This window comes from Micromonospora sp. LOL_015 (assembly GCF_048060275.1).
Classification (GTDB): domain Bacteria; phylum Actinomycetota; class Actinomycetes; order Mycobacteriales; family Micromonosporaceae; genus Micromonospora_E.
On record NZ_JBHMIO010000005.1, the window covers coordinates 50,786 to 74,859 of the forward strand.

Here is a 24,074-nt window from a genome sequence, read left to right on the forward strand (position 1 = left end):
GACCCTACCGAGTGGTCAGCCTGCCCAGCCGTTGACGAGGCGGTTGCCCAGTGGGGATGAATCGCCCATCCTGCCGTTACCGGCCATGGCGACCCGATCGGCCGGCCCCAAGGGAGGACGATCATGACCTACCTGACCGATTCCCGCGACGCCACCTCCACCGCGACCGGTGACACCGCCACGACCGGTGACACCGCCGCCACCGTTGCCGCTGAGAGCCGCGACCCGTTCCCGGTGCACGACGTCGACCACCTGACCTTCCTGGTCGGCAACGCCAAGCAGGCGGCGCACTTCTACTCCACCGCGTTCGGCATGACCTGCGTCGCCTACCGGGGCCCGGAGCAGGGTTTCCGCGACCACGCCGAGTACGTGTTGACCAGCGGCGCCGCCCGGTTCGTGCTGCGTGGGGCGGGGCACGCCGACGCCTCAGCCGCCGCGCACGTCGCCCGACACAGCGACGGGGTGGCCGACATCGCGCTCGCCGTACCGGACGTGGACGCCGCGTACGCGCACGCCCTGGCACAGGGCGCGACCGGGCTGGCCGCCCCGGCCGACCTCACCGACAGCGCCGGCACCGTACGGATGGCCAGCATCGCCGCGTACGGCGACACCCGGCACACCCTGGTCGACCGGTCCGGCTACGACGGCCCGTTCCTGCCCGGCTTCGTGGCCCGGCCACCGATCGTCGACCGTACGCCGTTGGTCGACGCCGGCCTGCAGCCGAAGCGGTTCTTCCAGGCGGTCGACCACGTGGTCGGCAACGTCGAGCTGGGCCGGATGGACGAGTGGGTGGCGTTCTACCAGCGGGTGATGGGCTTCACCAACATGGCCGAGTTCATCGGTGACGACATCGCCACCGACTACTCGGCGTTGATGAGCAAGGTCGTCGCCAACGGCAGCCGCAAGGTGAAGTTCCCGCTCAACGAGCCGGCGGTGGCCCGCCGCCGCTCGCAGATCGACGAGTACCTGGAGTTCTACGGCGGGCCGGGGGTGCAGCACATCGCATTGGCCACCAACGACATCCTGGCGTCGGTGGACGCGATGCGGGCCGCCGGGGTGGAGTTCCTGGACACCCCGGACTCGTACTACGACGACCCCGCGCTGCGGGCCCGCATCGGTGAGGTCCGCGCCCCGATCGAGCAGTTGAAGGCCCGCCGGATCCTGGTCGACCGGGACGAGGACGGCTACCTGCTGCAAATCTTCACCAAGCCGGTGCAGGACCGGCCGACGGTCTTCTTCGAGCTGATCGAACGGCACGGGTCACTCGGCTTCGGCAAGGGCAACTTCAAGGCGCTGTTCGAGGCGATCGAACGGGAGCAGGAGAGCCGGGGCAACCTCTGAACCCGAACCGGCGACCCAGGAACTCGGATGGGCGGCCGGTGGACCGTCGACAGGCTGCGGTGCCGGCCGGGCCGGTCGTTAAGGTGCCAGGGTGAGCATGCACAGTCCGCCCCGGTCGACCGGCTGCACCGCGGGGTCCGCCCGGTGACGTCGATCTCGCCCGGCTGGTACAAGGACCCCGCAGACCCGACCACCCAGCGTTACTGGGACGGCGGCGGGTGGATCGGTGCGCCGTTGCCGGCCGACGTCACCCCGCCGGACGGGCCGCCACCGGCCGAGGAGCCACCGGCATCCGCCGGGCCGCCGTCACCGGACGAGCCGGAGGCGCAACCGCCGAGCTACCCGGCGCAGAGCTACCCACCTCCGCCGCCGGACTACCCGGCGGCGCCGCCGCCGGGTTGGGCGGGCTACCAGTTGCCGCCGCCGGAGCCCCGGCCGCAGGGGATGGCGTTGGCGCCGCTCGGCGCGCGGCTGGCCGCCCGGCTGATCGACATCGGCGCGGTGCTGCTGCTCAACATCTTCATCAACGGCTGGTTCGTCTGGCAGTACGTGGTGGAGACCTGGCCCACGTTCAGCGAAATTTGGCGGCGATCGCTGGCCAATGACCGGTCGACCGAAGGGCTACCGCAGGTCACCGAGCGTGCCTCCGGGCTGCAGATGGTGATCATCCTGCTGGCGGCGGCGATCTGGTGGGCGTACGAGGTGCCGGCGGTCGCGAACACCGGCCAGACCCTCGGCAAGCGGCTGGCCGGGATCAAGGTGGTGCCGGTCGAGCCGGGTGGCCAGCTCGGTTTCGCCCGGTCGTTCCGCCGGTGGAACACCCTCGGCCTGCCCACCCTGTTGTGGATCTGCTGCGTCGGCTTCATCCTTCAGCTGATCGACTGCGTCTACCTGCTGTTCGACCGGCCGCTGCGGCAGGCGCTGCACGACAAGTCGGCGCAGACCGTGGTGGTGCAGCTGCCGCCCGGCGTGCCGGCGGCCGCCGCCGGCCCCGGCGGCGGCCGGACCGGCGGTCCGGGCACGGACCGCGACACCCCCGGAAGCTCCGCATGACAGGAGGCCCCCCGATGCCCCCCTCGCTCGGTTTGACCCGCGCCGACCTTGACGCGCTGCCCAGCTACGTGCCGGGGCGCAGCCCGGTCGACCTGGCCCGGGAGCTCGGCCTGCCAGAGGCGATCAAGCTGGCCAGCAACGAGGTGCCGTACGGGCCACTGCCCGGTGTCGTCGAGGCGGTGACGCAGGCGGCGACGTCGACGCACCGCTACCCGGACATGGGAGTACTGGCGCTGCGGGCAGCGCTCGCCGAACGGCTCGGGGTGGCCGCGGAGCGGGTGGTCACCGGCTGCGGGTCGGTGGCGCTCTGCGAGCATCTGGTCCGGGCCACCTGCCTGCCCGGAGACGAGGTCGTCTACTCGTGGCGGTCGTTCGAGGCGTACCCGATCATCGCGGCTACCACGGCGGCGAGCAGCCGGCGGGTGCCGAACACCGCGACCCACGGCCACGACCTGCCGGCGATGGCTGCGGCGGTCACCGGGCAGACCCGGTTGATGCTGGTCTGCAACCCGAACAACCCGACCGGCACCAGCGTTCGCCGGGCCGAGCTGGACCGGTTCCTCGACGCGGTGCCCGACGACGTACTGGTGGTGCTGGACGAGGCGTACCGGGAGTTCGTCACCGACGCCGAGGTACCCGACGGCCTGGCCGTCTACGGTGACCGGCCGAACGTGGTGGTGCTGCGCACGTTGTCCAAGGCGTGGGGGCTGGCCGGGCTGCGGGTCGGCTACCTGGTCGCACATCCCGAGGTCGCGTCGGCGGTACGCAAGGTGGCCACCCCGTTCGGCACCAACGCGCTGGCGCAGGCGGCGGCGCTGGCCGCGCTCGACCAGGCCGACGAGGTACGCCGCCGGTGCGATCTGGTGATCGCCGAGCGGACCCGGGTCACCGACGTGGTGCGCAGACTGGTGCCGGACGTGCCGGACAGTCAGGCCAACTTCGTCTGGCTGCCGCTGGGTGAGCGTGCGGTGCCGTTCGGCGCGGCCTGCGAGTCACGCGGGGTGATCGTGCGCCCGTTCGCGGGCGACGGGGTCCGGGTGACCATCGGTACGCCGGCCGAGAACGACGCGTTCCTGGCGGCCGCCGAAGCGGCGCTCTGACGGTACGGGTGAAAGCCGTCCGGGGGTCGGCATCTCAGGTGCGGGCGATGATCACCGCCTCCTGCAGCCGGTAGTAGCGGCCGTCGTCGGCGTCCGGGTCGACCGGCAGCCGTAGCCGTTCGACGGCCACGAAGCCGTCCTGCGCGTAGACGTAGCCGGGTACCCAGTCGGTCGACAGTTCGCTCAGCAGGATCAGCACGAAGCTGGACAACTCGGCGCCGGTCGCCGCGTCCAGGGTGATCAACTCCCGGGTGGCGGTCAGCAGGTGCGCCCGACCCGGCTGCACCGCGAGCAACCGGTTACCGGTGCCGCCCGGACCGGGTGCCGCCGTCGACGGAATCGGCCGCCGCCACACCTGCTCACCGGTCCGTACCGCTTCGGCCACCACCGCCGGCGTGTCCCCGGCCGCGTCCAGTCGGATCGCCATCCCGTCGACCAGCATCGCGTCGACCGGGTCGAGCGGCGGCGCCGGCACCGGCTCCGGGCCGTCAACCAGCCAGCCCCGGGACTGTCCCGCCCCGGTGGTACGCAGCGCACCGCAGGTGGAACGGGCGGCCGCACAGCCGATCGGCTCCACGGCCAGCCCCGGACCGGCCCCCTCCGGCTGCCAGGTCGCGGCCAGCCGCCCGGTCGCCACGGCGTAGAACTCCACCGTCGGCGGGGCGGCGCAGTTGTTGACCAGGGCGAACCGGCCGCCGGTGGTGCTGAAACCGGCGTTCCGGCAGGCGTCGCCCTGGCCGGGCAGCATGGTTCGCCACAGTTCCCGACCGGTCGCGGCGTCGAACCCGGTCAGCTGGGACTCGCCGTGCGCCACCACCACCGACCGGCCGTCGGTGCCGCTGACCGCGGTGTGCAGCCCGGACGGCGCATAGACGGTCTGCGCCCCGGTACGCCGACCGGCGTACCCGGAGTCGGCTGGCTGTGGGCCGGCGGACCGCCACGCCACCTCGCCGCTGACCGCGTCGATCGCCACGAGTCCGCCGTCCGTCCAGCGGCTCACCACGGTGGTGCCGGTCGCGACGACACCAGTCAGCTGCTCCGGCCAGCGCCGGAACGACCAGGCCGGGGTCACCTGGGTACGCATGTCGATCGGGCCGTCGGCGCGCACCTGACGGGTGGTGGCGTACACCCGGAACCGTCCGTCGACCAGCAGCGGCGCGGCGGAGAGCTCGGCCACCGGGCCGGGCTCGGCGGTCGGCGGGGACGGCTGGTAGCCGGCCGGGGTGACCACCTCGGCCGGGGCCAGCACCCGCCAGGCGACGACCGTCACGGCGGCGATGACGACCACCCCGGCCAGCAACCCGGCGGTGACCAGCTGCCAGCGTGGGCGGGACCGCCACCATGGGTGTCGCCCGTCGGGCTGCGTCTCGTCCGGGTTCGCCTGCCCGTCGGCGCGGTGCGCCGACAGGTCCGCTGCGTCCGCTGGGTGCTGGGTGTTGCTCGCCGGCTCGGCCATCGGGCACCTCCCCCCGCACCATACCGAACCGGACAACGGTCGCCGGCCTCCTGCGCAACACCTCCGGCCGACCCGCCGACGGCCACCCCCTACTGGTGACCGTCGCCGCCGTGGCGCACCTGGCCCTGCACGTGCTGCGCGGCGGCCATGCCTTGGTCCCGCACCGACGACGCGCCCTGGGTAGCCGTTGAACGAACCGATTCGGCCGCCTGCTGGGTCGGTTCCCGCAGATTGTCCCCCATTTGATGCGCCATCTCGCCGAGCTTCTGCTTGACCTGCCCGGAGTGCTCCATCGCCTGCTGGTTCGCCTGCTGGGCCAGCTGCCGTTCCTTGCCGCTGGCGGGCAGCAACGCGGCAGCGAGCGCCCCGACCCCGAACGCCACCAGCCCGGCCGTCAACGGACTGCCCTCGGTCCGCTCCCGGGTCATCTGCGGCACGTGCCGGACCCGGTCTGCCGCCGCCTCGGCGGTGTGCGAGAGGCCCTCCGCGGCCTGGTGCCCCATGTTCCTGGTCGCCGCACCGGCATGCTGCGCCGTATCCTTCGTCGCTGAGCCTACGTGTTGCGCCTGCCCGGCGACCTGATGGCCAAGGTCGGACGCCCGGTGGGTGGTGGTGTCGCGGACGTCGACCGCGCTGCCCATCACCCGGTCCCGCAGCCGGGCGATCCGGCCCCGGACCCGGCTGCGGACCCGGTCCATCTGGTCGTTGGCGATCTGTCGGGGCCGAGCGCGGTACGCCAACGCGTCGACATCGTCGCTCAGTTCGCCACGAGTTGCCTCGATCCGCTGGCGGATCTGCTCTGGATCGTCGTACATGTCAGACTCCCTCACCTGTTGTGGTCGACGGTCCCGCTGGTAGTTCCCGGACCTAGTGGCCCCGGACCGCGTCGGGTATCTCCCGAGCGGTCTGCATCGTGCGAGGCAGTCCACGGATCTCCCGGGCCCGGCCGCGCGCCATCGTCAGCAGGGCCGCCGCGATCACCGCCCACACCGCCGCCACGATCAACGCGGCCCAGCTCTGGTCCATCACGTTCGACAGCCCCCACCAGAGCGCATGTGAGAGGAAGAACAGGGTCAGCAGGCCGGCGATCGCCGCCCCGGCGAACATCCCCCCGGCCCGGCCTGCCTTACCTGCCTCCTGCCGCAGCTCTGCCTTTGCCAGCTCGACTTCCTGACGCAACAAAGTGGACAGATCGGTGGAAACCTCGCCCAGCAACTCGCCGAGGGAGGCCTGCGCACGTCCGTCCCCAACCACAGCCTGGTCTCGCTGCATCGACTTCATCGGTTCACCCCACCGCCGAACGAGCCCGGGTAGCCGTCCCCATCGGGGTAGCGGCCATCGCCGTACCTCACGCTCGGATGGCGCTCGCCCGCGAGCGGTTGCCCGTACTCGCCACCGATTGGGGCGACCGGCGAAGGCGCGGCGAACCCGTCGCCAGCGCCCAGCCGGTGCCCGTCACCGCCCCTGTCCTGCTGGTTCTGCTGGCCGGAGCCGGTCTGACCGCCGCTGAGACTGCGGCTGAGCCGGCCAACGAGCAGCCCGGCGAAGGCCGCTCCGGCGAGGAAGGTTCCCGGGTGCCGTCGGGCGTACTGCCGCACCTCGTCGACCAGCTCACCCGGCTGCCGGTTCTCCAGCCAGCCGGCGGCCTGCTGGGCGGCGTCGGAGGCGCGGCGCGCCAAATCGCCCGCCAGGCCGTCCGGCTGGCCCTTGTCCGCCATCTCCTGCAGTTCGTTGCCGATCGTCCGCAGCCCGTCGGCGGCTCGGCGCTGCTGGGTGCTGGCCTGCTCCCGAAGCTGCGAGGTCGCCTCGCCGACGAGGTTGCGAGCCTGCCGGCCGGTTTCGTTCACCACCTTCTTGCCCTGCTCGGTCGCCTGGCTGGCCAACTGGCGGCCCTCCTGCGCCGCTTCGTGGCCCGCCTGACCTGCTTGTTCCCGCATCTGGTGCGGGCCGCCCCCGCCGGGTGGCGACGTCGTGTGTTGCGCCTGCATACGGACACCCCCTTCGACTCCATCCGGGTCGGATGGATTTACAGCACTTACCCGTGGTTGAAGGGTGAACACCTCGCGGAGGAGGACTACCAGCGCCGGACCAGTAGCGTCGCGTCGACCGAGCCACCGGCGGCCATGTCGTACGCCGTACCTGCGCTGGTTCCGGGGCCAGTTGGGTGAAGATCTGCTGGACGTCGCACAGACTGACCGTGGGCTCGGCGACCGCCCGCTCGGCAAGGGTCAGACGCTACGGGCGGTCAGGCGGTGGCCAGGGCCCGGGTCGGTGGCAGCCGGGCGGCCTGCAACGCCGGATAGCCGCCGGCGACGACGCCGACCAGCAGCGCCCCACCCAGCCCGGCGAGGGTCGCCCCGGGCGGCACCACCACCGGCCAGCCGTTGGCGATCGCGTAGCCGGCGGTGGCGGCCAGGCCGAGCACCGTACCGGCGAGGCCGCCGAGCAGCGACAACGCCACCGACTCAGTGAGGAACTGCGCCCGGATCTGGCCCCGGCTCGCACCCAGCGCCCGACGCAGCCCGATCTCCGACCGGCGTTCCAGCACCGAGATCACCATCGTGTTCGCCACCCCGATCCCGCCAACCAGCAGCGCGACCCCGGCCAGCGCCAGGAACAACGACGCGAAACTGCTCTCGGTGGCGCGCTTGGCCGCCAACGCGTCCGACGGCCTGGTCACCTGCACCTTGCTCGGCCGCTGCGGGTCGATCGTCGCCGGCAGCACCGCCCGCACCGCCTCGATCGCCGGCTCGTGCGCCCGCAGGTAAATCACCGTCGGATGCCCGCCGAAGCCCAGCCTCTCCTCGGCAGCCGGCCAGCCGACCAGCGCCGACCGGTCGATTTCCGGGGCCAACGGCAGCGGCTCCAGAATGCCGATCACGGTGAACCACTCGTCGCCGACGCGGACCTGTGTCGGGGAGTCCGCCGGGCCCAGGTCGACGATGCCCAGCCGGGTCGCGGCGACCGCGCCGAGCACCACCGTCGGCAGCCGTTCGGTGGCGGCGTCAAGGTAGCGGCCGGTCCGCAGCCGCGCGTCGAGCGTCACCGGCAAACTCTTCTCGCTGGCCAGCACCGTCAACCCGGAGCCGTCGCGTGGGTCGATCCAGTCGGAACGGCGGATCACCGTGTTGGTGTTGGCGACCGCGCTGGTCGCGGTCACCGGACCGATCCGGGCCACCATCGCCGGGGCCTCCACCGGCAGCCGGGTGACCCCGTCCTCGTCAGGCTGGGCCGTCGCCTGTAGCAGGTTCACCCCGAGGGCGGACAGCTCGGCCAGCAACGCCCGCTCACTGGCCGCCGGGATGCCGGTGACCACGATCATCGTGGCGATACCGATCGAGATACCCAGCGCCGACAGCGCCGCCCGCAATCGGCGGGTCCGGATCCCGACCAGCCCGAGTCGGAGCAGGTCCAGCGGGGTGATCCGCACCGGGCGCGGCAGCTGCACCGGCGCAGCTCCGACCAGTTGGGGGGATTCCATCCGGCTCACGGCACGGCCACCGGCTGCTGACGGACGTCGCCGACCAGCCGGCCGTCGCGAATTTCCACCCGGCGCGGCAACCGCGCCGCGACGTCCCGGTCATGGGTGATTACCGCGATGGTGGTGCCGTCGGCGTTGAGCGTGATGAGCAGATCGAGCACGGCACGACCGGTGGCGGTGTCCAACGCACCGGTCGGCTCGTCGGCCAGCACCAACGCCGGCCCGTTGACGAGTGCACGGGCGATCGCGACCCGCTGCCGTTCCCCGCCGGACAGCTGCCGGGGCAGGTGACCCACCCGGTGCGCGAGACCGACCCGGGCCAGCGCCTCGGCGGCCAACGGCCGACGGCGACGGCGCGGTACGCCCGCGTACAGCAGCCCGGTGGCGACGTTCTCCGCCGCGGTCAACCCGTCGGTGAGGTGGAACTGCTGGAAGACGAAGCCGAGCCAGCGCCCACGCAGCGCCGACAGCTGCCGGTCGGACAAGGTGGTCACGTCGTGCCCGCCGAGCCGGACCGTACCGCTGGTCGGACGGTCCAGGGTGCCCATGATGTTGAGCAGAGTGGACTTGCCGGAGCCGGACGGGCCGACGATGGCGACCAGCTCACCGGCGTGGATGTCGAGGTCAACGTCGGTCAACGCGGCGACACCGCCGGGGTAGCGCATCCCGGCCCGGACGACCGACAGCACCGGAACGCTCACGACGTGGTCACCACCGTCAGTCCCTCGTCGAGACCGGCGCCGGTGACCTCGACCATGCCCTTGGTGAACAGCCCGGTCTCGACGGCGATCAGTGCGCCGTCGGTCAGCTGCACCGCGTACCCGCCCTCGGCGAGCGCGAGCAGCGCGCCGACCGGCACCGCGAGAACCTGCTCCCGCAGCTCAGTGCGGAACTGCACCCGGACCGGCGCGGACTCCAGCCCGCCGAGCACCGCCGGATCGTCGGGCACGACGGTGACGTCCACCGTCGGACCCTGCCCCGGCGGACCTTCTGACTCCTCGGCGACGGTGCCGACCGCGGTCACCGTGCCGGGGGCGGCCGCGCCGTCGGGCAGGGTGATCGTCACCGACGCGTCGGGCGCCATCCCGGTCGCCTCGCCAGCTTCCACCCGTACCGTGATCACCTTGTCGGTAGGGGTGACCGACATGATGTCCGTCGCGGCGCTGTCGCCGGGCAGCGCGGCGACCGAGCCGACCCGGACCTCGCCCCGCAGTACGGCGACGTCCCCGGCCTGAACGACCCCGGTGGCCGGCGCGTCACGGTCCCGCTGCCAGCTCTCGATGGCCGAGATCAGCTCCGGGGTGAGAACGGCGTCTCCGGACCGGACGATGGCCGTGCCGCCGCTCGGGGTCGGCGCCACATCCCCCTCGTCCGGCGACGCCGCCGCATCGCTCTCGCCGGTCGGCTCCGCCGCACCGTCCTGGTCCGACGGCGGCGCCGCCGGCACCGCGACGGCGCTGCCGACCGGCGGCTGCCAGCCGATCTGGTAGCCCAACGCTTTCAGGTTGTCAGCGACCACCCGCACGTCGCGACCGACCAGATTCGGCTGATCGAGGGAACGGAACAACGGCGTACCGCCGTAGAACAGCAGCACCGGCTGATCGTCCACCCGGTACAGCTGCTCACCGCGTTCGATCACGGATCCCTGCTCAGGCAGCCAGGTCAGCACCCCGTCGCTGGAGCCCCGCACCGGTCGGGCGGCACCGTAGCCGAGGGTGCCGACCAGCTCCCGGGCGTCGGAGATGTCCATCCGAACCACCTCGGTCGTCGCCACCCAGACCGGCTCCGCCGTCGCGGCGTCCGCCTCGGCCGTCGCGCCCCGACCCGGCCAGCCCCAGCGGGCCATCGTCCCGGTCACCACCAATCCGGCCACCACGACCACGACCGGCAGGCCGTACACCAGCGGCCGACGCCACCGGCGACCGGCGACCCTTCGCAGGAAGAACACCATGCCGGCCAGCGTCGCCGGCAATTGTGAGGAACCTGTCAGGCCGGTCTGGTGCGATTTCCCACCGCCGCGCCGACGCTGACACGCAGTATGGTTCGCCCCGTGGTTGCCCATGTGCTGATCGCCGAGGACGACCGGCGGCAGGCCGAGGTGCTGCGCCGCTACGTCGAGTCCGACGGACACCGGACCACAGTGGTCCACGACGGGCGCGACGCGCTCGACCAGGCCCGCCGGCACCGGCCGCAACTGCTGGTGCTCGACGTGATGATGCCCGGCCTGGACGGGCTGAACGTGTGCCGGATCCTGCGGCGCGAATCGGACCTGCTGGTGCTGATGCTCACCGCCCGTGCAGACGAGGACGACCTGCTGCGCGGGCTCGACCTGGGTGCGGACGACTACCTGACGAAGCCGTACTCGCCGCGGGAGCTGATGGCCCGGGTCCGGACGCTGCTGCGCCGGGTCGACCGGGTGCCGCGCACCATCGACGGGGTACGACGGGTCGGTGCACTCGCCGTCGACCCGGTCCGCCGGGAGGTCACCGTCGACGGACGACCGGTCAATTGCACGCCGGGCGAGTTCGCGATCCTGGCCGCCCTGGTCGAACAGCCGGAACGGGCCTTCACCCGGGCCCAGCTGCTGGAGCACACCCGGGGCGTGGACCGGGACTCGACCGAGCGGGCCATCGACACCCACATGGTCAACCTACGCCGCAAGATCGAACCGGACGTACGCCGACCGGCGTACCTGGTGACGGTGTACGGCGTCGGCTACAAGCTGCGCGACCCCGCCGGTGGGTGAGCCGACCCCGGCCGCGCGGGTGCCGCTGCGGCACAGCCTGATGCTGCGGCTACTCGGCACGTCGGTGCTATTGACGGTCTGCGCGGTCGTCGCCACCGCCTGGCTGACGGTGGCGACGACCACCCGGGCGATCGAGAAGGAGCAGGGCCAGTCCCTCGCCGACGACGTCAGCGTCTACGACGAGATGATCACGTACGCGATCGACCACCGCGACTGGTCGGCGGTCACGCCGGTCGTCGACGACCTCGCGTCGCGTACCGGCCGGCGGATCGTGCTGCTCGACCCGGTGACCCGCGACCCGGTCGCCGAGTCGGCACCCGGGCCGGCACTGCGCGACGCCCGCCCGTCGGCCATCGTCGACCCGCTCGACCTCGACCCGGCGCTCGCCGCCAGCCGTCAGGGGTCCAGCATCGACAGCCGGGTCGTCGGGCCGTACCAGCTGGGCGACGACCAACGCGCCGGCATCCGCAAGACAGCCGAGGACCATCGGGGCTGTCTGGTCAACAGGGCGGGACTCACTGCCGAGATCGTCGAGCTGCCGGGCGGCCGGTCGACGGTTGCGATCCTCGACGCCGACGCCGACCGTGGCCGGTCGCTGGTCTGCCCGGAGCCGGCGCTGCTGCGCGAACCGTTCCCCAGCGAGGTCGCCCCGCTGGCCGAGCTTCTCGATCGGACCGAGACCTGCCTCGGCCCGGCCGCGGCGAGCATCGATCTGGCGATCACTCCGAGCCTGGAGGTCGAGGTGCTGCGTACCCTGCCGGGTGCGCCGACCGAAGCCGCCGCCCGCGCCTGCGTCGGGACGAGTCTGCACGACCAGCTCCGGGCGTACGTGGCACCGCCGGTGCTGTTGTTCGTCACCGATGCGACGGCCACCGACCCCGGGTTACCGACGGCCGACCTGTCCACCGGGAACCTGCTGCGAATCGCCGGTATCGCCGGGCTGGTCCTGCTGCTCACCGTGGCGGTCACCGTCGGAGTCGGAATGCGGCTGGTCCGGCCGTTGCGGGCACTGGCCGCAGCGGCCCGTGCGCCGGTGGACAGGCAACGCCCGGTCCCGGTCACCACCCGGGACGAGATCGGCAGTCTCGCCACCGCCTTCAACGACCTGGCACGCCGGCGGGACCAGCTGGAGCGGCAACGCCGGGCGATGGTCAGCGACGTCGCCCACGAGCTGCGGTCGCCGCTGACCAACATCCGGGCCTGGCTGGAGGCCGCCCAGGACGGGCTGGCACCGGCCGACACCCACACCCTCGAACTGCTCACCGAGGAGGCGACCCTGTTGCAGCATGTCATCGACGACCTGCGGGACCTGGCCGCGGCTGACGACGGCACCTTCGCGGTGCATCCGGAGCCGACCTTCGTCGGCGACGTACTCAGCCAGGTCGTCGAGGCCAACCGCGGGGCCGCTGCCACCGTCGGGGTCACCCTGACCGGGACGGTGCACGGCGATCCGCAGGTCGTCCTCGACGCGGTACGGCTGCGGCAACTCGTCGGCAACCTGGTGGGCAACGCCGTGCGGCACACCCCGGCCGGGGGTTCGGTCACCGTCGAGTGCGCGGTACGCGACGACTGGCTGACCATCGAGGTGGTCGACACCGGGATCGGGATCGCCGCCACCGACCTGCCGAAGTTGTTCGACCGGTTCTGGCGGGCCGACGCCTCGCGCAGCCGGCGTACCGGCGGCAGCGGGCTGGGTCTGCCGATCGCCCGGCAGCTGGCCCGCGCACACGGCGGTGACATCACCGTGGCCAGCGAGCCGGGCCGGGGCACGCACGTCACCGTACGCCTCCCGGCCCGGTCGCCGGTCAGCTCCCGCTGAACGCCTCCGCTTCGCAGTCCTCGACCTCGGTGCCGGACGGCAGTCCGTCGGCGAGTGACAGGAAGTCGCCGTCGACGAACGCGTCGACCCCGCGGTCCTGCAGACATTCCGCCCAGGCCAGCAGCTTGTCCGGATACTCGGGGTCCAGGCGCAGGGAACGCTGCCACAGCCGTTCGGGTTCCAGCGGTGCGCAGTCCTCGGCGACCTGCCGCACCTGCGGGGTGTCCGCTCTCGTCTTCCGCTCCGTGTCCGATACCCCGTTGTCCTCGAAGCACTGCAGCCAGAGGTTCGTGAGCCGCTCCTGTTCCTCGGCGGACGTGTCGGGGCGGATCAACGGACGCTCGGCCTGCGGCGACGGTGACGCGTCCGGCCCAGCGCTGCCCGCGATTGAGGCGACGCCACTGTCGCCGGTGTCACCGGCCGCCCCTTGGGCACCGGTGGCACCCGCGCTCCCGTCACCGCCGCCGCACGCGGCCGACAGCCCGATCGCCGTCACGGCGAGCGCGGCCAGCAACGGTTCGGCCAGCCGGCTCATCGGACGCATCTGTCGATATCTGCTCATGCGAGCCAGAATCCCGGCCAACCGTCAGGAACCTGTCAGCATCGTCAGCCGGCGACGGCCAGGCGGGCGAGGTGCTCGTCGGTGAGGGCGAGGGTGACGCCGTCGAGCGCCGCCTCCAACTGGTACGGCTTGCTGCCGCCGAGGATCGGGCGGATGCCCTGCGCCACCAGCCAGGCCAGCACCACCTGGCCGCGGGTCGCGCCGGTGTCCCGGGCGACGTCGTCGAGCGCCGCGAGCCGCCGCGTACTGCCGGGATGGTCGTACACCGGCGGGATCGGCTTGGCCGGGTCGTCGTAGGCACCGGTCAGCAGCGGCGTGTACGCCCACACCTCCATCCGGTACGCCTGCGCGATGTCCCGCTGCTCGTCGCTGAGCAGGCCGAACGGATGGACCACCCCCTCGGGCAGCGTGCCGGGGCGGGCCCGTAGGTAGGTGGCGTTGAGTTGCAGGGCGTCGATCGGCCGGGTGCCGGTGGCGGCGGCGTGGGAGCGGGCCCGCTCGATGCGCCAGGCTGGGTGGTTGGACGCGCCGACCCGGCGTACGGCACCGGACGCGACCAGCCCGGCGACCGTGTCGACGGTCTCCTCGATCGGGGTGGCCCGGTCCTCCTGGTGCAGCCAGAGCAGGTCGACGCTGTCCACGCCAAGCCGGTCCAGGCTGCCGGCGTCGGCGACGGCGCGGCGGCTCAGCCCGGCCCGCACCCGCGGCCACGATCCGGCCCACAGCGGCTCGGCCCCGACCTTCGTCGCGATGCGCACCCGCTGCCGTACGCCGGGGCGGGCGGCGAGCCACCGCCCGATGACCCGTTCGCTGTCGCCGCCCCGGCCGTCCTTGCTTGCCCAGAACGCGTAACAGTCGGCGGTGTCGATCCACTCGCCGCCCCGCTCGACGAACCGGTCGAGCAGGGCGAAGGAGGTCTCCTCGTCGATCCGGGTGCCGAACATCATCGCGCCCAGGACCAGCGGCGAGGCCGGTGCCGGCGTGCTGTTTTCGTACGTCATGGGTCCACCCTGCGACCTGGAGCGCGCTCCAGGTCAAGCGGTACCGTCGGCGGTATGACGGCCTACTCACCCGCCGAGGCGGCGGCCCGGTCCGGCTTCTCGATTGACACCCTGCGCTACTACGAACGGGAGGGCATCCTGTCGCCGGTCGCCCGCAACTCCAGCGGGCGCCGCGTCTACAGCGACGACGACCTGGGCATGCTCGACTTCCTGCGCTGCCTGCGGGACACCGGGATGCCGATTGAACGGCTACGCCGCTACGGCGAGCTGTGCCGTGACCCGCGGACCATCCCGGAGCGGATCGCGCTGCTGCGCGAGCACGCGGACGCGGTCGAGCAGCAGATCGAACAGCTGCACCGCTGGCGGGCCCGCCTCGGCGAGAAGCTCGCCTGGTACCAGGGCCAGGCGGCGGACACGACCGCAGCCGAGGGCTAGTCTGCCGGCTTTTCCGCCTGCCACCCCGCACCATGGGAAACAGCAGCTCAGACGGGGGTGAGGAGAGCGATCGTGGCAGCACCGGTGGACAGCGTCGGCAAGGATCTGCAGTCGATGCGGGCGGGCGTCGAGCGGGCCCGGTCGGCCGCCGCGGCGGCGCAGGAGGAGGCCGAGCGGGTCGCTGGCCAGGCGGCGGCCGGCGGCTTCAGCGGCATCGTGGCTGGCATGATCCAGGTACGCAACACGCTGAAGGAGCTGCAGGCCGGGCTGGCCGGGGCCGCCGGCACGCTCGACGAGGCGGCGGCCACCGTGGTGCCGGTGCCGAGGGAAGCCTCACCGGCGGAGGTGCTGACCACGCTGGGTCTGGCCGGCGACAAGCTGCGCACCGTCCACGGCGGGATCGGCGCGGCCGCCGCGAAGGCCGACGAGGCGGCGGCGCTGGTGGCGCGGGTGCTGGCCGGCGGCGACCCGGCCCAGCTGCTCGGTGCGCTCGGCACCGTCAAGGAGACGCTGGCGGCGGTACGGCAACGGGCCGGCACGGTCGACGAGTCGCTGTCCGCTGCCGCCGCCACCGCCCGCCGGGTCGGCGCGAACCCGGGCAGCTGACCGTCCGCCGCCGTTGAGGTTCGGCCGCCGCCATCCGGCCGTTCCGCTGCAGACAGCTCGCAGGAAATGGTGTGATTTGTGTGGGTCGGCAGCCTTCGTTCCATCGCCGGCGCAGTAGGCAGCCGGCGATGTGTCGGACGGCCCCGAGAAGGAGAGGCGATGCGTTTCAACCCGCTCGAAGAAACCGGTATCCCGCTGGAGAAACAGCTGCGGAGCTGGTCGGAACTCAACGTCGAGCCGTACGAGCCGCACGGGGTCGATCCGTACACCCGGTGCCGGGTGATCGTGATGAACGGGATCGAGGTGGAGGCGATCATGTTCAGCCACCAGATGAACCGGCACGTCGACGACCTCGAGTTACGGCAGAAGCTCGCCTACCTGCGCTACATCGAACAACAGCAGCAGAAGGCGGTCAACTGGCTGATCCCCGGCCAGGAGTCGGTGCTGGAGGTCGTGCTCGGGTACGAGCAGGTGGCGACCGACATCACCGCCTGGGTCGCCCGCAACGAGCCCGACCCGTACCTGCGGCAGAACTACAAGTTCGGCCTGCTGGAGGACTTCGACCACCTCTACCGCTACTCCAACCTCTACGAGCTGACTCAGGGCAAGAAGGCGGAGGCGATCGTCGACTACCTGACCGAGGTCATGCCGGGGCGGCCGACGTCGCACCACCACCGCCACCCCGAGGACAACATCCGCAAGCACTACGACAAGCACACCGTCGACCCGCTGTCGCGGATGCACGCCATCACCATCACCGCCGCCGAGCAGCAGACGATGAACTACTACATGAACGTGGGGCCGGAGTTCGTCGAGCCGATCGCCCGCGGCCTCTACCTGGAGATCGCGATGGTGGAGGAGGAGCACGTCACGCAGTACGAATCGATGCTCGACCCGGCGGAAAGCTGGCTGGAGCAGCTCGTCCACCACGAGTACAACGAGTGCTACATGTACTGGTCGTTCGCCCAGGACGAGGACGACCGCCGGATCAAACAGGTCTGGGAGCTGAACCTGGCGATGGAGATCGAGCAGCTCAAGGTGGCGGCCGACCTGCTGCGCCGCTACGACGGCCGGGAGCCGGAGCAGATCCTCCCCGCCGAGATGCCCCAGCCGACGAAGTTCCAGCCGAACAAGGACTTCATCCGCGAGGTGATCGCCGAACAGGTGGACATCACCACGTTCGGCACCGGTTTCGTCGCCGAGTGGCCGGAGCGCTACATCAAGCACATGGCGACGGTCAACGCCGGTGGCGCACCCAGTGAGCAGGTCATCGACGAGAACGCGCAGCGCAACGGCCGCGAGTACCGCAATATCACCGACGGCCCGTACCCGGCCGAGCAGTACGCCCGCGAGAAGGTTCGAGAGGAAGTCGTGCGATGACGCGCAGTGCCTTACGTACCGAGACCGGTGCGATGATCAAGCCGGGCCCGATGGCGACGGTCACGCCGGAGCGGGCGGTGGACGACGAGCAGTTGGCCGCCTTCGCCGCCGGCAGCGGCCTGAACGGCCCGTTCCTGGCCGATCAGCTCTCCGCGTGGATGACCCACGACCTGATGGGGGTCTGCCTGTTCGGCATGCTGGCCCGGCGCACCCCCAACCCGATCCTGGCGGGGCTGTACAACCGGCTCAGGACCTCGGCGACCGAGCGGATGCAGACCTGGGAGGCGCTGATCGGCGAGTTGGGCGGCATGCCCAAGTACGTCAGCCCGACCGCCCGGATGACCGGCGGCATGGACGAGAAGATCATCGCGTCGTTCCTGCTGAACGGCTCCGGTGACGAGCTGACCTTCGAGACGGCCGGGCTCAACGCCGCGTTCGCCACCCTGTCACTCGACGTACTCAACGCGCAGTCGCTGACAAACTGCGCCGAGAAGGCCGGCGACGGCCAGGCCAAGCAGGCCATGCAGGCGGCGGCCACCCGGCTCAGCGGGTCGGCGCAGGAGGGCCTGTCCGAGGTCGAGAAGGCGTTGAGCGCCAGCATGCTCCTGCAGCTCAGCAGCGGTACGGCACAGAAGGTGATGCAGGGCATGGACAAAGCCGCCGGCAAGATCAAAAATGCGCTGCGCTCGTAGTACGGACCCGTGGCGGGTTGTAGCTGATAGTCAAAACTCTGACCGGCCACCAGAATGGCTGCCGTGGAGACCATCTCGATCACTGAGGCCAAGGCTCGTATCGCTGAACTCGCCGATCGGGTCGCCCGGCAGCACGACCGCTACACGATCACCCACAACGGCCACGCGGACGTCATGTTGATCGCGGTAGCCGAGTACGAGTCGATGCGGGAAACACTCGACCTGCTCTCCGACGCCGAAGCCCTCGCGGATCTCCGCCAGTCCAGGCAGGACTTCGCCTCGGGCGACACGTTCTCGATGGACGAGGTGCTCGGCGAGTTGAAGCGCCGTTCGTAGAGGCGCAGGTCTCACGGGCATCGTACGCTCAGGCAGGCAAGATCCACTTGTGACAGCCTCCTACCGTGAGTGTCACGGATCGCTCCGCTTGAGACGCTGGAGGCGTCATGTCGTTTACCGCTGCAGTTCGCTCGGTTCTCACCCAGTATGTCGGGTTCAGTGGACGTGCCCGCCGCTCCGAGTACTGGTGGTTCGCCCTCTTCTCTCTCCTCGTCAGCATCGTGACCTCGATCCTCGACACCGCGCTGGGCACCAACTTCGAGGACTCCACGAACGGCGTCATCGGCCTGCTCGTCAGCCTGGCGCTGTTGCTGCCGTCGTTGGCGGTCGCCGTACGCCGGCTGCACGACACCGACCGGTCCGGCTGGTGGATCCTGATCGGGCTGATCCCGATCATCGGCTGGATCGTCCTGCTGGTGTTCTACGTGCAGAACGGCACGCCCGGCTCGAACCGGTTCGGCCCCGACCCCAAGGACGTCGCCGGATTCGGCTCAGCCGTCTGACGCCTGCGACAGCGTCAACGATGTGAGGCTGAGATACCTATCGACGAGCTGGTTAGGTATCTCAGCCTCACGTCGTGACGTCAGCGCAGGTGCCGCACGGTCAGGCGGTGAAGGTGCCGCCCCTGGCGGCGGCGATGAAGGCGGACCAGCTCGCCGGGGAGATCACCAGCACCGGCCCGGCCGGGTCCTTGGAGTCCCGCACGCCGACCACCCCGCCCAACTCGTCGGCCACCTCGACACAGTCGCCCTGATCGTTGGAGCGGCTGCTCTTACGCCAGGTAGCGTCGGCCACCTCGACGCAGTTGCCCTGATCGTTGGAGCGGCTGCTCTTGCGCCAGGTAGCGGTAGACAGGTCGATCATGACTCGTACTCCTTTGCGGTCCGGGCGAGGAGGTCACGTGTCGCGGCCTGACCGAGCGCGGCGACCGTCAGGTCATCGAAGGCCATCGTATAGCGCGCGGCTTCATCGGGACGGTCCAGATAGAGAGCGCCGGTGAGGCCCTCGACGTAGACGGTGGTTGGCTCCAGCTCAGCGGGAAAGTCCATCAGCCGGAAGTCGCCGGTAAGCAGCCCACCGTGGACACCTTCGCTGAACGGGATCAGCCGGATCGAGACGTTCGGCAGCTCACTCGCCTCGGCCAGGCGACGCAGCTGGGCTGCCATTACCGCCCCGGAGCCGACCGGCCAACGGATCACCGCCTCAGTGAGCACGATGTCGAACCGGGGCAGCATCGGCTCCATCCGGGTGAGCAACTGCGCCCGCTGCAACCGGACCGCTACCCGCTGCTCGATGACCTCCGGCGACAGGCGCAGCGGGCTGCGGGCAAAGACCGCGGTCGCGTACTCCCGGGTCTGCAGCACGCCAGGAACGAGGCCGGTGTGGTACTCGCGGAGGTGGGAGGCGGCCTCCTCCAGGCCGATGAACAGCTCGAACCAGGACGGGATGCTGGCGTAGTCGTGCCACCAGCCCTTCTCCTTGGTCTTCGGGGCCAGCGCGGCCAGCGCCTCGACGGTCTTCAGGTCCGCGCCGTACAGCTCACAGAGCAGCACCACGTCCTCGGCGCGGATCGGCACCTCGCCGCGCTCCATCCGCAGCAGCTTGGTCGCCGACCAGTCCAGCTCCCGGGCCGCCGTGGTCTGCGGGACCCCGGCCAGCCGCTCACGCAGCCGACGCAGCTCCCGACCGAGCTGGCGTCGCGGTACCGACGAGTTCAACAGGGCCGAGGACATTGGTGCCACCTCCTGGAATTTGATCATCTGCGGATTGATCATGCACGTCTGGCAGGTCAACTCTCGGTCGACCGAGGTCTATTCGACTGACTGGCCATATCTCTACCACATGGCTCCGACACTGTTGCGTTGGCGCAGATTGACCGACAGACTCTTCTTCGTTCGGGAACGGGATCGAAGCGTCGCAAATCGGCGCTGACCTTTCGTCGACGAATACGGCATGACCGATCGGTGGGCCGGCAAACCATCCGAACGGTCAGCGCCGTTCTCCCCAATCAGGCGTGGCGGCCGGCACGGCACCCCCGAGCCGTCCGGCCGCCACGCCGCCGGAGAAACCCCAGCTCACCACGCTTATGCGAGAGGGTGAAGCGATGTCGTCGATCGGCTTCGGGATCGCCATGATCAGCTCCGCCATGATCGGATTTCTCGCCGGTCTGCTGAGCTTCAAGGTGAAGAGTCGCTGGTGTCCGGACTGCGGAGCGATGACCTACCCGCAGCCGCCACCCCCGCCGACGTAAACCCCAACGCCGCAGCACCGCCGACCTGCGTGCAATTTCCACGGCGGCCGGCGACCGCAGCACAGCAATCCCCGGACGGCTTTCTCAGACGGTAATACTGACGCGAGGAGAATCATGGCGTACCGCAATGACAAGCCCGACCGGTTCACCCGCCGGCCGCAGCCGTCGGAACAGATCAACCGACGGCCCACAGCGGGCCACCCGCCGCTGCCGAGCCGGGTGCCCGGCGAAACCGACATCGACACCGACCCGCGCTTCAACCTGGTCGGGGCGCGCGGCGTCGCCCCGGCACCCCGCGACGGCAGTCACGACCGGGTCGACAGCGGGCCCGACCAGGTCAACGACGGGCACGGTCACGCCGACGACGGCGGGCCGCCGCCGGACGGCGACCTGGCGCTCGTCGCCAAGATCGCTAAACGGATGGCCGAGCGGCACATGCCGGACCGGACCGGCGGCTGCCGACACTGCGGAGGCACGTACTGCGAACTGTTCCTGGAAGCGCTCGCGGTGCTGGACCGACGCGACCAGGCCGCCGCCCGACGGATCCGGGCCGTGCTGCAGTACGCCGGCCTCACCCCGCCCTGACCCGCGCCGCAGAGCTGGCGCCTGCCGCTGGACCGACACCGGCCTATCGGTCAGGGACGGTGGGCATCGTGGCGCGGCGAGCCGCGTCGGGTGTACCGATAGACCACTTTGCCGAGGATCTGGTCGGTGGGGCACGGGCCGAACTGCCGGGAGTCGGCGCTGCGCGCGTAGTCGCCGAGGAGATAGACGTGGCGTTCGGGCACGACAACCGGCACCGCTGCGGTCGTGACGGTTTCACCTGGCAGGGCGGCCACTCGCTTGATGAACCAGCGTCGGGAACCAACAGTGCCGGTGAGCCGCGCGCGGTCCTTCCAGCCCCGGTCCGGATCAGGACGGCTGACCACCACGATGCTGCCTTTGCCAATCCGCTGCGCCCCCCGGCGGACCACCACCCGGTCACCGGGCACCAACGCCGGGGACATGCTCGGGCCGTCGACCGTGATCACCAGGTAGGTCCGGCGGAGCCAGACCGCCAACCCGCCGATCGACAGGGCTATCGCGCTCGGCAGCAGCCACCACGTCATCGAGGGTCTGCCGCTCAGCCGGTAGCCGGGCGAGTGGTGTCTTTGATGACGCGTCCGTCTCGGATCTGGATAACACGGTCGCAACGCGCGGCGAGGCCCGGGTCGTGGGTTGCGATGATCAGTGAGGCCCCGACCCGCTCGCGGAGACCGAACAGGAGCTCCATGATGTCTTCCCCGGTCTGGCTGTCGAGGTTTCCAGTGGGTTCGTCGGCCAGCACGAGCATCGGGTCGTTGATCAAGGCTCGCGCGATGGCGACACGCTGTTGCTGCCCGCCGGAAAGCTTCGACGGCAGCGAACCCTCTCGGCCGGCAAGTCCGACGGCGTCGAGAATCTGCTTCGCCTTGGCCCGTCTGTCAAACGAGGTCTTGTAGGGCAGCAGAGGCGCGATCACATTGTCCGCTGCGGTCAGTGTGGGCAAGAGGTGGAATCTCTGGAACACGAATCCGACCCGCCGCCGATATTCGGCCAGTCGACGCCCCTTGATCCCGGTGACCGGCTCGCCCGCTACCTCGATGACACCCGAATCAGGTGTGTCGAGTGCCCCGATCAGGTGCAGCAACGTGGATTTACCAGACCCGGATGGCCCGGTAAGGGCGACGATCTCGCGCTCGCGCATCTCGAAATCTATATTCCGGCACGCGTAAATCGGCTCACTGGCGTCCGTATGGTAGGTCTTGGACAGGTCGACCACCCGTACGATCGGCTGGTCACCCTCGCTATCCGACCCGCCTGAGGTGGGCTGAGACTCATCACCCAGCACGTTATCGCCCTGGGCATTTTTGCTTATCACGCGGTTATCCGTTCCGACTCGTCAACTATCTCGGCACTGGTCCCTTCTGGCCGGGCGGACGACTCGCCTTCGCCGGCCGCATAGCCGGCTGCCTGCAGGTTGAACAGACGGGCGTATTCACCACCCTTGCCCAGCAGGGACGCGTGTGAACCTTCCTCGATGACCACCCCACCCTGCAGCACCACGATGTGGTCGGCTTGCCGCACTGCAGCGAGGCGATGGGAGATCAGAATGCTGGTCGAGCCCAGCCGATGGCGTGTGAGCTTTTCGTTTATCTCCTGCTCGGCGGCAGGATCGAGCCCAGACGTCGGCTCGTCCAGAATCAAGACATCCCGTCGGGTCCTCATGAACGCGCGGGCCAGAGCGAGTCGCTGCCACTGCCCGCCGGACAACACGACTCCGGAGCTGGGATCGTCCCGGTCTGCGGGCACGAAAATGCGAGACAGCATGGTGTCATATCCACCAGCCAGCTTCTCGATGAAATCGTCGGCACCTGCCCTGCCTGCCGCAGCAGCGATCTGCGATTGGTCTGCGTGATTCGCGACATCGCCGATGCCGATGTTCTCGGACACCGAAAGATCATACATCATGTAGTCTTGGAAGACAGCGCTGATCCTCGCCCTGAGGGCACGGGCCGAAACATGGCGGATGTCGGTCCCGTCCCATTTTATCCGGCCCCGGGTCGGCTCGTACAGGCGACACAGAAGCTTGACCAGGGTGCTCTTGCCAGCACCGTTCAACCCCACCAGACCGAGGGTCGCACCATGGGAGAGCGTGAAGCTTACACCCTGCAGGATCCAGGGGCCGTCGTTGGTGTACCGGAACCAGACGTCCTGGAACTCTATCCGGCTTGACAGGGGCGACAGCGATGCCGTCGACTCACTTTCCGAATTGCGCCGAGACATGTCGATAATTGCGACATAATGAGAGAATCCAAGTAGCGCCTGGTGGCCTGCGGCGATTGAGGCGACGAGTCCACCGAGCGCTATCTGCACGCCGGTCACCGAGGCGATGAACGCGGTGATGTCGCCGATGTCGAACGCTCCGCGTGTCGCCTCGGCGACCATCCAGACCAGGCCACAGCCCGCGATCGTGGCGCTCAGCCCGGCCAGCGGCCCGTGGCTCAGCACGACCCTTCGGTCGAATTTGTCCTCCGTGGAGTTTATCTGGCGGGTCTCGCTGCGCATTCTGCCGAGGAGAAACCCTCCGAGGTTGAACAGGCGGAGTTCCTTGGCGGCAGCCAGGTCGAGCATGAGCGCCTGGTAGAAGAGCTGACGCCGGTTACGCGGGCTCAGTTTCCAGGCCATCTGGGCCTGCTGCCGGCTGATCGAGAGTTGTACGACCAGGACGGGCACCGCCGCCACGACCGTCACGGCCGTGACAATCGGACTGATCGCCATCAGAACGACGATGAAGCCGGACACCGAGATGGCGTTCTGCATCGCCCCGAACAGAGCTCCGGAAACCCGGTCCGGGGCACTCATCGCGTTCTCGTGCGCGAGACGTAGCCTGTCTCTGAACTTCGGGTCTTCGAGTACCGCGATGTCGTCGAATCCGTTGACTGTCGAGAACAGCCGGTCCTGCACGATGATCGCGGCCTGCCGCCGTAGGCGCGCTTTGACATAGTTCGAAAGGTGTGGCAGGAGGGCCGCGAAGGCGCCGAGCACCGCGATGGCGGCAACCGCCAGGAGCGGCTCGAGACCCGCAGCATCAGGGAACTGAAGAGAATTTACCAGTTCCTTCGTCAGCCACGCGACGCAAGCCGGGATGAGGCCGAGCGCGACTGTGATCGCCGCCGAGCACACGAAGGCTATCGGACCGGCCCGGAACGTGAGCGCGAGCGCCTTTGCCGAACAGGCGACAAGTCCACGCCAGCCGACCAGCACCTCCGGATCAGAACGCAAGGTCGCCACGG

27 protein-coding genes are annotated in these 24,074 nt (G+C 70.2%); 12 read left to right on the forward strand and 15 right to left on the reverse strand.

Translation table 11 applies throughout. From position 1 onward, the window contains the following. Positions 1-123 precede the first annotated feature (123 nt). The 3 genes from hppD to hisC all read left to right on the forward strand — a co-directional run bounded on the left by hppD (position 124) and on the right by hisC (position 3,494). Complete coding sequence (gene hppD / locus ACFHWU_RS07010; RefSeq protein ID WP_416551988.1) at positions 124-1,341, forward strand: 4-hydroxyphenylpyruvate dioxygenase; 1,218 nt, start codon at positions 124-126, stop codon at positions 1,339-1,341. A 144-nt stretch (positions 1,342-1,485) separates the two neighbouring features. Then, the gene (locus ACFHWU_RS07015) at positions 1,486-2,394 is read left to right on the forward strand and encodes an RDD family protein (RefSeq protein WP_416590124.1); all 909 of its coding nucleotides are present in this window, start codon (positions 1,486-1,488) and stop codon (positions 2,392-2,394) included. A gap of 14 nt (positions 2,395-2,408) precedes the next feature. Then, on the forward strand, positions 2,409-3,494 hold the full coding sequence (gene hisC / locus ACFHWU_RS07020; protein WP_416567948.1) for a histidinol-phosphate transaminase: 1,086 nt from the start codon (positions 2,409-2,411) through the stop codon (positions 3,492-3,494). Between the two features lie 34 nt (positions 3,495-3,528). On the opposite strand, the gene ACFHWU_RS07025 is transcribed toward hisC, so the two are convergent. From ACFHWU_RS07025 to ACFHWU_RS07055, 7 genes are all read right to left on the reverse strand, one after another. Continuing rightward, complete coding sequence (locus tag ACFHWU_RS07025) at positions 3,529-4,950, reverse strand: PQQ-binding-like beta-propeller repeat protein (RefSeq protein WP_416590125.1); 1,422 nt, start codon at positions 4,948-4,950, stop codon at positions 3,529-3,531. A gap of 89 nt (positions 4,951-5,039) precedes the next feature. Next, a complete protein-coding gene (locus tag ACFHWU_RS07030) occupies positions 5,040-5,765 on the reverse strand; it encodes a DUF3618 domain-containing protein (protein WP_416551992.1) in 726 nt (241 codons plus the stop codon). 52 nt (positions 5,766-5,817) lie between these two features. After that, complete coding sequence (locus ACFHWU_RS07035; RefSeq protein WP_416551993.1) at positions 5,818-6,231, reverse strand: phage holin family protein; 414 nt, start codon at positions 6,229-6,231, stop codon at positions 5,818-5,820. Then, a complete protein-coding gene (locus ACFHWU_RS07040; protein WP_416551994.1) occupies positions 6,228-6,938 on the reverse strand; it encodes a hypothetical protein in 711 nt (236 codons plus the stop codon). Before ACFHWU_RS07040 ends, ACFHWU_RS07035 begins: the two co-directional genes overlap by 4 nt. A 257-nt stretch (positions 6,939-7,195) precedes the next feature. Further along, complete coding sequence (locus tag ACFHWU_RS07045; RefSeq protein WP_416590126.1) at positions 7,196-8,431, reverse strand: ABC transporter permease; 1,236 nt, start codon at positions 8,429-8,431, stop codon at positions 7,196-7,198. Positions 8,432-8,436: 5 nt separating this feature from the next. Beyond that, positions 8,437-9,096: an ABC transporter ATP-binding protein gene (locus ACFHWU_RS07050; RefSeq protein WP_416552092.1), complete on the reverse strand. Its 660-nt coding sequence runs from the start codon at positions 9,094-9,096 to the stop codon at positions 8,437-8,439. 32 nt (positions 9,097-9,128) lie between these two features. Continuing rightward, positions 9,129-10,403: a hypothetical protein gene (locus tag ACFHWU_RS07055; protein WP_416590127.1), complete on the reverse strand. Its 1,275-nt coding sequence runs from the start codon at positions 10,401-10,403 to the stop codon at positions 9,129-9,131. 78 nt (positions 10,404-10,481) lie between these two features. Between ACFHWU_RS07055 and ACFHWU_RS07060 the strand changes: the two genes are divergently transcribed. Both ACFHWU_RS07060 and ACFHWU_RS07065 read left to right on the forward strand, forming a co-directional pair. Then, on the forward strand, positions 10,482-11,177 hold the full coding sequence (locus ACFHWU_RS07060; RefSeq protein ID WP_416551997.1) for a response regulator transcription factor: 696 nt from the start codon (positions 10,482-10,484) through the stop codon (positions 11,175-11,177). Further along, a complete protein-coding gene (locus ACFHWU_RS07065) occupies positions 11,170-12,996 on the forward strand; it encodes a sensor histidine kinase (RefSeq protein WP_416590128.1) in 1,827 nt (608 codons plus the stop codon). Before ACFHWU_RS07060 ends, ACFHWU_RS07065 begins: the two co-directional genes overlap by 8 nt. On the opposite strand, the gene ACFHWU_RS07070 is transcribed toward ACFHWU_RS07065, so the two are convergent. Together ACFHWU_RS07070 and ACFHWU_RS07075 are read right to left on the reverse strand one after the other, a co-directional pair. Continuing rightward, a complete protein-coding gene (locus tag ACFHWU_RS07070) occupies positions 12,983-13,558 on the reverse strand; it encodes a hypothetical protein (RefSeq protein WP_416590129.1) in 576 nt (191 codons plus the stop codon). The two genes, ACFHWU_RS07065 and ACFHWU_RS07070, sit on opposite strands and share 14 nt — an antisense overlap. 44 nt (positions 13,559-13,602) lie before the next feature. Next, a complete protein-coding gene (locus ACFHWU_RS07075; protein WP_416590130.1) occupies positions 13,603-14,559 on the reverse strand; it encodes an aldo/keto reductase in 957 nt (318 codons plus the stop codon). A gap of 54 nt (positions 14,560-14,613) precedes the next feature. Here ACFHWU_RS07075 and ACFHWU_RS07080 point away from each other — a divergent pair, with 54 nt between their 5' ends. The 6 genes from ACFHWU_RS07080 to ACFHWU_RS07105 all read left to right on the forward strand — a co-directional run bounded on the left by ACFHWU_RS07080 (position 14,614) and on the right by ACFHWU_RS07105 (position 18,511). Further along, on the forward strand, positions 14,614-14,994 hold the full coding sequence (locus ACFHWU_RS07080; protein ID WP_416552001.1) for a MerR family transcriptional regulator: 381 nt from the start codon (positions 14,614-14,616) through the stop codon (positions 14,992-14,994). A 72-nt stretch (positions 14,995-15,066) separates the two neighbouring features. Then, positions 15,067-15,600 carry a DUF6244 family protein gene (locus ACFHWU_RS07085; RefSeq protein ID WP_416552002.1) on the forward strand — a complete coding sequence of 178 codons (534 nt, stop codon included), beginning with the start codon at positions 15,067-15,069 and terminating at the stop codon, positions 15,598-15,600. Positions 15,601-15,759: 159 nt separating this feature from the next. After that, the gene (locus ACFHWU_RS07090) at positions 15,760-16,980 is read left to right on the forward strand and encodes a hypothetical protein (protein ID WP_416552003.1); all 1,221 of its coding nucleotides are present in this window, start codon (positions 15,760-15,762) and stop codon (positions 16,978-16,980) included. Then, a complete protein-coding gene (locus ACFHWU_RS07095; protein WP_416590131.1) occupies positions 16,977-17,672 on the forward strand; it encodes a hypothetical protein in 696 nt (231 codons plus the stop codon). Before ACFHWU_RS07090 ends, ACFHWU_RS07095 begins: the two co-directional genes overlap by 4 nt. Before the next feature lie 63 nt (positions 17,673-17,735). Further along, the gene (locus ACFHWU_RS07100; RefSeq protein WP_416590132.1) at positions 17,736-18,008 is read left to right on the forward strand and encodes a type II toxin-antitoxin system Phd/YefM family antitoxin; all 273 of its coding nucleotides are present in this window, start codon (positions 17,736-17,738) and stop codon (positions 18,006-18,008) included. A gap of 107 nt (positions 18,009-18,115) precedes the next feature. After that, positions 18,116-18,511, forward strand: a complete 396-nt coding sequence (locus tag ACFHWU_RS07105) for a DUF805 domain-containing protein (RefSeq protein ID WP_416590133.1) — start codon at positions 18,116-18,118, stop codon at positions 18,509-18,511. 100 nt (positions 18,512-18,611) lie between these two features. On the opposite strand, the gene ACFHWU_RS07110 is transcribed toward ACFHWU_RS07105, so the two are convergent. The 3 genes from ACFHWU_RS07110 to ACFHWU_RS07120 form a co-directional block, all read right to left on the reverse strand. Further along, positions 18,612-18,872, reverse strand: coding sequence for a DUF397 domain-containing protein (locus ACFHWU_RS07110; RefSeq protein ID WP_416590135.1), 261 nt, complete (start codon positions 18,870-18,872; stop codon positions 18,612-18,614). Beyond that, the gene (locus ACFHWU_RS07115; protein ID WP_416590136.1) at positions 18,869-19,741 is read right to left on the reverse strand and encodes a helix-turn-helix domain-containing protein; all 873 of its coding nucleotides are present in this window, start codon (positions 19,739-19,741) and stop codon (positions 18,869-18,871) included. Before ACFHWU_RS07115 ends, ACFHWU_RS07110 begins: the two co-directional genes overlap by 4 nt. Positions 19,742-19,997: 256 nt before the next feature. Beyond that, positions 19,998-20,156 (reverse strand): hypothetical protein, encoded by a 159-nt coding sequence (locus tag ACFHWU_RS07120; RefSeq protein ID WP_416590137.1) that lies wholly within the window; start codon positions 20,154-20,156, stop codon positions 19,998-20,000. A 217-nt stretch (positions 20,157-20,373) separates the two neighbouring features. On the opposite strand from ACFHWU_RS07120, the gene ACFHWU_RS07125 reads away from it, so the two are divergent. Then, a complete protein-coding gene (locus ACFHWU_RS07125) occupies positions 20,374-20,844 on the forward strand; it encodes a hypothetical protein (RefSeq protein WP_416590138.1) in 471 nt (156 codons plus the stop codon). A 50-nt stretch (positions 20,845-20,894) separates the two neighbouring features. Here the strand turns inward: ACFHWU_RS07125 and ACFHWU_RS07130 are convergent, their stop codons facing one another. Genes ACFHWU_RS07130 through ACFHWU_RS07140 form a run of 3 tightly spaced genes read right to left on the reverse strand, consistent with a single transcriptional unit; the run spans position 20,895 to position 24,072 of the window. Beyond that, positions 20,895-21,368 (reverse strand): S24/S26 family peptidase, encoded by a 474-nt coding sequence (locus tag ACFHWU_RS07130; RefSeq protein ID WP_123603794.1) that lies wholly within the window; start codon positions 21,366-21,368, stop codon positions 20,895-20,897. Positions 21,369-21,382: 14 nt separating this feature from the next. Next, entirely contained in the window at positions 21,383-22,126 is a 744-nt protein-coding gene (locus ACFHWU_RS07135) for an ABC transporter ATP-binding protein (RefSeq protein ID WP_416590190.1), read from the reverse strand. Positions 22,127-22,155: 29 nt separating this feature from the next. Continuing rightward, positions 22,156-24,072, reverse strand: coding sequence for an ABC transporter ATP-binding protein (locus tag ACFHWU_RS07140; protein ID WP_416590140.1), 1,917 nt, complete (start codon positions 24,070-24,072; stop codon positions 22,156-22,158). Positions 24,073-24,074 lie beyond the last annotated feature (2 nt).